Genomic DNA, 3,001 nt, shown 5'->3' with positions numbered 1-3,001 from the left:
CAGTAATGTGTATTCGATTGAAAACCAATTAGGTTAAGTTAATAAGGGCGCACGGTGAATGCCTTGGCACTAGGAGCCGAAGAAGGACGGTACTAACACCGATATGCTTCGGGGAGCTGTAAGTGAGCTTTGATCCGGAGATTTCCGAATGGGGAAACCCACTGTTCGTAATGGAGCAGTACATTTACGTGAATACATAGCGTATCTGTGGCACACCCAGGGAACTGAAACATCTAAGTACCTGGAGGAAGAGAAAGAAACATCGATTCCCTGAGTAGCGGCGAGCGAAACGGGAATAGCCCAAACCAAGAGGCTTGCCTCTTGGGGTTGTAGGACACTCAACACGGAGTTACAAAGGAATGAGTTAGACGAAGCGATCTGGAAAGGTCCGCAAGATAGGGTAAAAGCCCCGTAGTCCAAAATTCATTCTCTCCTGAGTGTATCCTGAGTACGGCGGAACACGTGAAATTCCGTCGGAATCCGGGAGGACCATCTCCCAAGGCTAAATACTCCCTAGTGACCGATAGTGAACCAGTACCGTGAGGGAAAGGTGAAAAGCACCCCGGAAGGGGAGTGAAATAGATCCTGAAACCGTGTGCCTACAAGTAGTTAGAGCCCGTTAATGGGTGATAGCGTGCCTTTTGTAGAATGAACCGGCGAGTTACGATCCCATGCAAGGTTAAGCTGAGAAGGCGGAGCCGCAGCGAAAGCGAGTCTGAATAGGGCGAATGAGTATGTGGTCGTAGACCCGAAACCAGGTGATCTACCCATGTCCAGGATGAAGGTAAGGTAACACTTACTGGAGGTCCGAACCCACGCACGTTGAAAAGTGCGGGGATGAGGTGTGGGTAGCGGAGAAATTCCAATCGAACCTGGAGATAGCTGGTTCTCTCCGAAATAGCTTTAGGGCTAGCCTCAAACGTTAGAATCTTGGAGGTAGAGCACTGTTTGGACTAGGGGCCCATCCCGGGTTACCGAATTCAGACAAACTCCGAATGCCAATGATTTATGTTTGGGAGTCAGACTGCGAGTGATAAGATCCGTAGTCAAGAGGGAAACAGCCCAGACCACCAGCTAAGGTCCCAAAGTATTTGTTAAGTGGAAAAGGATGTGGCGTTGCTTAGACAACCAGGATGTTGGCTCAGAAGCAGCCATCATTTAAAGAGTGCGTAATAGCTCACTGGTCGAGTGACGCTGCGCCGAAAATGTATCGGGGCTAAACAAATCACCGAAGCTGTGGATTGATACCTATGGTATCAGTGGTAGGAGAGCGTTCTAAGGGCGTCGAAGTCAGACCGTAAGGACTGGTGGAGCGCTTAGAAGTGAGAATGCCGGTATGAGTAACGAAAGATGGGTGAGAATCCCATCCACCGTATGACTAAGGTTTCCTGAGGAAGGCTCGTCCGCTCAGGGTTAGTCGGGACCTAAGTCGAGGCCGATAGGCGTAGACGATGGATAACAGGTTGATATTCCTGTACCACCAAACCACCGTTTGAGCAATGGGGGGACGCAGAAGGATAGGGTAAGCATGCTGTTGGTTATGCATGTCTAAGCAGTAAGGTGTGAATGTAGGCAAATCCGCATTCTTTAACATTGAGCTGTGATGGCGAGGACGTATGTCCGAAGTTCCTGATTTCACACTGCCAAGAAAAGCCTCTAGCGAGGTGATAGGTGCCCGTACCGCAAACCGACACAGGTAGTCGAGGAGAGAATCCTAAGGTGAGCGAGAGAACTCTCGTTAAGGAACTCGGCAAAATGACCCCGTAACTTCGGGAGAAGGGGTGCTCTTTTGGGTGTATAGCCTAGAAGAGCCGCAGTGAATAGGCCCAGGCGACTGTTTAGCAAAAACACAGGTCTATGCAAAACCGTAAGGTGAAGTATATGGGCTGACGCCTGCCCGGTGCTGGAAGGTTAAGAGGAGTGCTTAGCGCAAGCGAAGGTGCGAATTGAAGCCCCAGTAAACGGCGGCCGTAACTATAACGGTCCTAAGGTAGCGAAATTCCTTGTCGGGTAAGTTCCGACCCGCACGAAAGGCGTAACGATCTGGGCACTGTCTCAACGAGAGACTCGGTGAAATTATAGTACCTGTGAAGATGCAGGTTACCCGCGACAGGACGGAAAGACCCCGTGGAGCTTTACTATAGCTTGATATTGAATTTTGGTGCAACTTGTACAGGATAGGCAGGAGCCTTAGAGCCCGGAGCGCCAGCTTCGGAGGAGGCGTCGGTGGGATACTGCCCTGGTTGTATTGAAATTCTAACCCATACCCGTAACCCGGGTAGGAGACAGTGTCAGGCGGGTAGTTTGACTGGGGCGGTCGCCTCCTAAAGTGTAACGGAGGCGCCCAAAGGTTCCCTCAGAATGGTTGGAAATCATTCGAAGAGTGTAAAGGCATAAGGGAGCTTGACTGCGAGACCTACAAGTCGAGCAGGGTCGAAAGACGGGCTTAGTGATCCGGTGGTTCCGCATGGAAGGGCCATCGCTCAACGGATAAAAGCTACCCCGGGGATAACAGGCTTATCTCCCCCAAGAGTCCACATCGACGGGGAGGTTTGGCACCTCGATGTCGGCTCATCGCATCCTGGGGCTGTAGTCGGTCCCAAGGGTTGGGCTGTTCGCCCATTAAAGCGGTACGCGAGCTGGGTTCAGAACGTCGTGAGACAGTTCGGTCCCTATCCGTCGTGGGCGTAGGAAATTTGAGAGGAGCTGTCCTTAGTACGAGAGGACCGGGATGGACACACCGCTGGTGTACCAGTTGTTCTGCCAAGAGCATCGCTGGGTAGCTATGTGTGGACGGGATAAGTGCTGAAAGCATCTAAGCACGAAGCCCCCCTCAAGATGAGATTTCCCATTACGCAAGTAAGTAAGATCCCTCAAAGACGATGAGGTAGATAGGTTCGAGGTGGAAGCGTGGCGACACGTGCAGCTGACGAATACTAATCGATCGAGGACTTAACCAAATAATGAATACGTAAAATCAATGTCTTTTATCCAGTTTTGA

General features: G+C 51.0%; 1 rRNA gene. It reads left to right on the top strand.

Going from position 1 to position 3,001, the window contains the following annotated elements:
* Positions 1-31: 31 nt before the first annotated feature.
* A 23S ribosomal RNA gene (locus C7437_RS16645) occupies positions 32-2,960 on the top strand.
* The last annotated feature ends 41 nt before the right edge of the window (positions 2,961-3,001 follow it).

This window comes from Psychrobacillus insolitus (assembly GCF_003254155.1).
Classification (GTDB): domain Bacteria; phylum Bacillota; class Bacilli; order Bacillales_A; family Planococcaceae; genus Psychrobacillus; species Psychrobacillus insolitus.
Note: the sequence above shows the minus strand (reverse complement) of the source record. Positions and strands in the feature narration are given on the sequence as shown.